This is a genomic window from Syntrophothermus sp., from assembly GCF_013314835.1.
Classification (GTDB): domain Bacteria; phylum Bacillota; class Syntrophomonadia; order Syntrophomonadales; family Syntrophothermaceae; genus Syntrophothermus; species Syntrophothermus lipocalidus.
In genome coordinates this window covers 26378-32377 of the sequence record NZ_JABUEX010000032.1, presented here as the reverse complement: position 1 = coordinate 32377, position 6000 = coordinate 26378, and the positions used below count along the sequence as shown (strand labels likewise).

Here is a 6000-nt window from a genome sequence, read left to right as displayed (position 1 = left end):
TTAGCCGGGCGAAGCGACGTATGACGAGCTCCGGCACTCAACTAAACGACAATTTGGTTAAACAAAGGTTACTGAGACTTCCGTTGAGTGCCGGACAACACACGGCGAAACTGAGGGCTGCGAAGCGAAGCGAGAAACAGGAGGTTTCGAGCAGCGAGGCGTGAGTTCCGGCACTCAGGATGAGTCTAGCTCGGGAGCCCTTTATGCAAGCAGCGATTTTCCCGAGCATTGCATTCCCTGAGTGCCGGACGAATGCCGAGCGGTCCGCTTCGCACCGAAGAGAGCCGATGTGTTGCAGGCGAGGAGTCTTGGAGCGAGCCGGCTAACACTCCTCCACAGTCCCATTTTCATTCTCTAGCGGTGACACCGTTTGGTGTGATGAGGATCTGTGGCTCGTTTTTTAAAAAGCTACCTACCTGTTGAACCGAATCCACCGCTTCCGCGCTCGGTTTCCTCCAGCTCTTCGACCAGTTCAAGCCTGGCACTGAGCACCGGCACGAAAACCAGCTGGGCTATCCGGTCACCGGGTTTTACAATGAAAGGCCGCTCCGGGTCCAGGTTCGTTATCAAAACCCGTATCTCTCCAGTGTAGTCGGAGTCGATAACGCCCACAGCGTTGCTCAGGGTCATACCTAACCGCCAGGCATTGCCGCTTCTCGGAAATACGAGCCCTACAACATGGGACGGTATTTTTACGGCAATCCCTGTAGGTACCTGCACCCTCTCCAATGGCTTTACGATTATCTCCTCTTCCAGGCAGGCACAGAGATCCATACCTGCGGCCCCTTCGGTAGCGTAAAACGGTAAAGAAACAGAACTACCCACTTTTGCCGATAGTTTCTTAACCCCAACCCTGATTGAAAAATCCAACCTTACCCTCTCCTTCAGCTTACAAGCTCAACGCCGATACCAGGTCTCTAGTAAAACGAGGTGTCTCTTCCGTGTAAAAAACCTATAACCTTGATTATTGGGTCAAGTGCTACTAGCATTATAATTAAAAGCAGGTTTTCCTTCATTCGGCTTGGGGAAAGAGGTATTTCGTCATGATGAGTTTACCCCCTAATAAACCTTTGGTAAATCTAGGTCCTTTCGTCGCTTCTCTCGTTGCGGGGAAATCGTCTTGGCTCGTTCTCGGTAACTGGCAACAAGTGCACGAAAACATAAGTCGGGCCTTCACCGAAAACACCCCTACCTCTAATGGAACCAACTGGTTTTTTTTCGGTGTGATGATTATCGGCTTGCTTTTGCTGGCAGCCGGGGCCTATCACTCCATCTGGCAGAGAAGGGAAACTGCCTCTTCCGACACCCGTGCCTTATACAAAAAACCCCGTCCATCCGAATTAAGAGATGATAGCGACGGACAAAACCGCAAATGGGTCCGAGTACCAGCGGGTTTTGATATTTGGTATGCGCCCATTGTATCCTCGGAAACCAGGGAAACTGGCTCTTTGCAGAAGGCTCGCTTGGTAGACATAAGCGGTGGAGGATGTCTCCTGGCGACCGACTCCAAACTTAACAAAGGTGACCAAGTCAAAGCGGTTTTGAACCTGCCCCATGGCCCTGAATTGCTCCTGAACGGTCGCGTGGTAAGAGTCGTGGACCGCTTATCCAGCCCGTCCGCTTGCCTGGTGGGAATTGAGTTCGTCAACTTGAGTAACGGTGACCGCGATAGAATCAATAAATGGATTTTTTCCCGACAACAGCAACTCATTCAAAAACAACGCTGGGTAGCAGAAGGGCTGTGCGTCCTGTGTGGGAACCCCCTTCCCAAGTCCAATCCCAAAAACTTTCCTTATTGTACCCGGTGCCTCACTTGTGAACAGCCGGATTCAGACCAAGAATTGGAGGAAGAGTGACAGCCCATCCTGGTCACAGATGACAAACCTTTTTCTACCACAGACAAAACTTCTTTACCGCCGATTGCTGCCAAGCACAACTTGTCCGGAACCAACACCTGGTTGGCGAAGCGCTGGATATCGTCCGCAGTAACTGCCATGATGTTATCGATAACCTCTTCCAAAGGAATTATGCGATCGTAAAACATAACCGACTTGCCCAAACGGCTCATCCGGTTCATAACACTTTCCATTCCCAAGTACATGTTAGCCTTGATCTGTCTCTGAGCCCGGTTGATCTCGTCCGCCGTCACCCCGTTGGTCCTGAACTTGTCCAGTTCTTCACCCAAGCCTGCCATCAGATCGTTGATTTTTTCGGGACTGGTAGCAGCGTAAATGCAAAAAGAGCCAGAATCCGAATAGCTGGTAGGGTAAGTGTACACGGAATAGGCCAGTCCCTTCTCTTCACGGATGGTTTGAAAAAGCCTCGACCCGATCCCTCCTCCTAAGATGCTGTTCATGATGTTTTGAACATGCCGCTCATCGTGGGAATAAGAAATACTGGGCGTCCCTATACACAGCTGAACCTGTTCTGTGTCCTTCGTAATCAGCCTCAATTCGTTCTTTGGCGGAATATCGGGAGGGAGTTTGGCCCGAGACACGGGGTGGTTCTGTACCCTGTGTAACCACTCGCTAACCTTAATCCGAACCATGCTGTTGTTTATATTTCCTGCAATAGCGATAACCATATTCGAAGGAACATAATATTGCCGGTAGTACTCGATAACACTCTCCCTTTTCAAGGCCATGACAGTTTCCTTGGTTCCTAGAATAGGACGGCCTAACGCGTGATTACGCCACAACAGCTGGGAAAACACATCGTGAATAAGCTCATCTGGGGAGTCTTCGTACATGCCGATCTCTTCTACTATGACCCCTTTCTCCGTAAGCAGGTCTTTATCCATAAAGACGGAATTAAAAACCATATCGAAAAGAATATCTAAGGCTTCCTCGAAGTTTTCGTCCAAAGTCCGAGCATAGAAGCACGTGTATTCCTTCGATGTGTACGCGTTTAACTGCCCGCCAATGCTCTCGAAAGCTTCGGCAATATCCTTTGCCGTTCGAGTAGCTGTGCCTTTAAAAAGCAGGTGTTCGATAAAATGGGTAGTTCCGTTCATCTCATCTGCTTCGTCTCGCGATCCTACCCCTACGTAAATCCCCATAGCTACTGAACGTAAATGAGGAATCTCTTCGCTGACTAGTCTTGCCCCGTTATCCAGAACCCAATAATCGACCACAACTTCAACCTCCACCCTTACTCCGTTTTCGATAGTCTCCGAATTTCCCTTTAAGTTTCCATCAATCGTAAGTACAACCGATAAAACAATCGCATTAATCCCTCGGGTTCTCTTCCCACTGTGCAACGTGTCACTAATTTAACCCTCTCAACTGTAGTCCCCAGGTAGCGTATCTCTAGCTCTCCGATTTTTTGCCCTGTCTTCAGGGGTGCGGTGGGCTGGTAATCAACATCTACGACCTTTTCCAATCCCATTTTGTCCTGCGACAACCATAAATAGACATCTCTGTCCGGATACACGGTTACCTCTATCCGGGTCCCTTTGTTCACGCGTAAAACCTTGAACATGTTGGACTTATCTACAACTTTTTCTCGAGTAAACGACGTAAATCCCCAATCGAGCAAACGCTGGCAGTCAGCGTACCGGTCCCAGGAACGTAGAACCACCGCCACCAGTTTACGGTTCCCCCTTTGGGCCGCACCGATGAGGCATTTGCCTGCGGCATCTGTGGTGCCTGTCTTAACACCGAAGGCCCCTTCGTACGAGCCTAAGAGCTTGTTGGTGTTGTAAATCTTTCTCCCCCCGGGGTAACCGGGTCGTTTGATAACAGCCTGCCGGGTGGCGACTAGCTTCTCAAAAACCTGGTTACGTAAAGCATACCTAGTAATAACCGCCAGGTCATAGCAAGTGCTGAGGTGCTCCTTATCGGGCAAACCAGAGGCGTTTTCGAAATGGGTATGATAAGCTCCTATGGCCCACGCCTTCTTGTTCATGAGGTATGCGAACATATCCTCACTGCCTGCCACATGCTCGGCTAGGACCACACTGGCATCGTTGGCCGATTCTAAGAGCGCCGCTTTCAAGAGATCCTCTATGGTCATCTTGTCCTGCGGCCTAAGTCCCATACCGCTTTCGGTTCGGGCGGCCTTAGGACTTACCACTGCCACCTCCTTGAGCCCTGCATATTCCAAAGCAAGGATGGCAGTCATCACTTTGGTGGTGCTGGCAACCGGTCGCGGCTGCATCATGTTTTTACCACCCAAGACTTGACCAGTAGTCAAGTCTACTAAGCAGTAAGCCTGAGATGTCACATAAGGCGCAGCTTCAGCTTTACCTGGACTCAAAATAAACAGAAGCGCAAACGTTAATGCCAGCACCAGAAATCCTATCACACTCTTCCTGCCGTGACAAGTCATCTTACGGTTCAGTCCCCTTTTCTGTAGCCGTGTTTCCGACGATTTCGGAAACTGTAGCAAACCGATATCCCTCTTCCTTTAACTGTTTGAGAATGCTGGGCAGAGCCTCAACCGTGGGCTGGGTAGGGTGCATTAAGATTATCGCATCATTATGAATGCGAGGGACAACCCGGTTGACAATGGTGCTGGCTTCGGGCCGCTGCCAATCGACGGTGTCCAGGCTCCACATTACAATCTTATATCCTAATTCAGCGGCTACTTTCTGAACAGCGGTATTGAATTCGCCGTAAGGCGGGGCAAACAAATAGGGACGCTCTCCCGTTATGGTCTGGATTACCTTTTCTGCCCGGGTAATTTCCTCCTTTACCTGTTCTGGCGAAAGGTTGTTGAGATGAAGGTGTTTGTACCCGTGGTTTCCCAAACAGTGCCCGTGCTTCTTCATGTTCTTAACCAGTTCGGGAAATTCTTCAGCCCACCGCCCGGTTAAGAAGAAAGTGGCTTTAACTCCGTTCTGCTCGAGTATCTTTAGTAAATCAGGGACATACTTCCTCGCCCCAGTCAACGTTAAAGGTCAAAGCAATGACTTTTTGCCCGGTCTGGCCCTGGTATATTGGTTCCTCCAATTTATAAGCGTTTAACGAACTCTCCCAAAAATAAGCCAATACAGCCATAAACAATACCACGACCGCTATTACTGCCGCGATCCTTAAGGCTCTGCGAGGCAAAAAATACACCCGCAAGAAGCCTCACCCCCTTTTCCCCAGAATATAAGCATAGACTTTTCCCCCGCCTACCCCTGCTTTCACGATTACCGGATAAGGCCGGTCGTTTTTGAATTTCAGGTCGGCATAATTGTACGATACGGTAGCATCCTTCCCTGGGGCTACATAAGGTACAGGCCGGCTGTGCGGATGTCTCTCCACGATGGGAAGGCCTGCTTTCAAGGCTGCATTATACAGCGTAGTCGCTACCTGACACACTCCTCCCCCGGTGTCCACACCTCCTATAATCGGGGCTATTTCGTATCCCCTCTCGGGTGTTCGAGGCCCTACTACTTCATTGAATGAGAATACTTGACCAGGCCAGATGATGGTGTTGTCGCAGCCCTTGCAGGCTAGCTTTATGTTCTGCCAGCGCCCGCTGGATCCGTACAGCCAGGTATGGAAGTATCCCAGTTGGTGATCAACCCCTTCTAGGTCCTTGGTCGTGTATTTGGGCCTGATAACCTTGAATGCTAACGGTACTCGTTGCCCAGGGCCAGCCGCAAAAATCGACTTGAGCGAGATATCTATGTCGACTTCATACCCGTTTCTCTCGGGTAGTAACTCGCCGGTTTGTTTGTCAAAAATGGGATTAACCGGCATTTGTCTATGCTTCAGAGCCAATTCTTGAAGAATTACTTCTACTTCCTTGGGAAGGTAGTAAGACAAGTCTATCCCCTCGACCGTGACCCCAGGCTTAACTCCATAAAGATCACGCTCGACCTGTTCGATCCACACGGTGTAAAGAGTCAAGCTGATCACAAAGCAGATCGCGAATAAGGTCTGACGTCTTATGATTATTGTCATCGTGCCTGGGAACAAAAACAAAGCTCACCACCTTTCTTCTTAAATTTCTATTCGGCAGTGAGCGTATGTATTCGATTGGTTCAAATCCCGCAAAAAACAAATA

At 49.6% G+C, this 6000-nt stretch carries 7 protein-coding genes; 1 reads left to right on the top strand and 6 read right to left on the bottom strand.

Annotated features, from left to right (window positions below; translation table 11 throughout):
• Window positions 1-408: 408 nt before the first annotated feature.
• Complete coding sequence (dut, locus tag HPY90_RS10450; protein ID WP_287194291.1) at window positions 409-870, bottom strand: dUTP diphosphatase; 462 nt, start codon at window positions 868-870, stop codon at window positions 409-411.
• Window positions 871-1043: 173 nt separating this feature from the next.
• Between dut and HPY90_RS10445 the strand changes: the two genes are divergently transcribed.
• Entirely contained in the window at window positions 1044-1856 is an 813-nt protein-coding gene (locus HPY90_RS10445; RefSeq protein ID WP_287194289.1) for a PilZ domain-containing protein, read from the top strand.
• Here the strand turns inward: HPY90_RS10445 and HPY90_RS10440 are convergent.
• Genes HPY90_RS10440 through HPY90_RS10420 form a run of 5 tightly spaced genes read right to left on the bottom strand, consistent with a single transcriptional unit; the run spans window position 1793 to window position 5918 of the window.
• Window positions 1793-3133, bottom strand: coding sequence for a M16 family metallopeptidase (locus HPY90_RS10440; protein WP_287194286.1), 1341 nt, complete (start codon window positions 3131-3133; stop codon window positions 1793-1795). The genes HPY90_RS10445 and HPY90_RS10440 overlap by 64 nt on opposite strands.
• Before the next feature lie 50 nt (window positions 3134-3183).
• Complete coding sequence (locus HPY90_RS10435) at window positions 3184-4305, bottom strand: D-alanyl-D-alanine carboxypeptidase family protein (RefSeq protein WP_287194284.1); 1122 nt, start codon at window positions 4303-4305, stop codon at window positions 3184-3186.
• A gap of 25 nt (window positions 4306-4330) precedes the next feature.
• Window positions 4331-4891 carry a polysaccharide deacetylase family protein gene (locus HPY90_RS10430; protein WP_287194282.1) on the bottom strand — a complete coding sequence of 187 codons (561 nt, stop codon included), beginning with the start codon at window positions 4889-4891 and terminating at the stop codon, window positions 4331-4333.
• The gene (locus tag HPY90_RS10425) at window positions 4863-5069 is read right to left on the bottom strand and encodes a hypothetical protein (protein WP_287194280.1); all 207 of its coding nucleotides are present in this window, start codon (window positions 5067-5069) and stop codon (window positions 4863-4865) included. The genes HPY90_RS10430 and HPY90_RS10425 overlap by 29 nt, the downstream gene beginning before the upstream one ends.
• A 6-nt stretch (window positions 5070-5075) precedes the next feature.
• Window positions 5076-5918, bottom strand: a complete 843-nt coding sequence (locus HPY90_RS10420; RefSeq protein ID WP_287194278.1) for a VanW family protein — start codon at window positions 5916-5918, stop codon at window positions 5076-5078.
• Between the last annotated feature and the right edge of the window lie 82 nt (window positions 5919-6000).

Bases quoted from the DNA above. Each gene is read 5' to 3' on its own strand.
- HPY90_RS10445 (WP_287194289.1), top strand. From the start codon at position 1,044: ATGATGAGTTTACCCCCTAATAAACCTTTGGTAAATCTAGGTCCTTTC.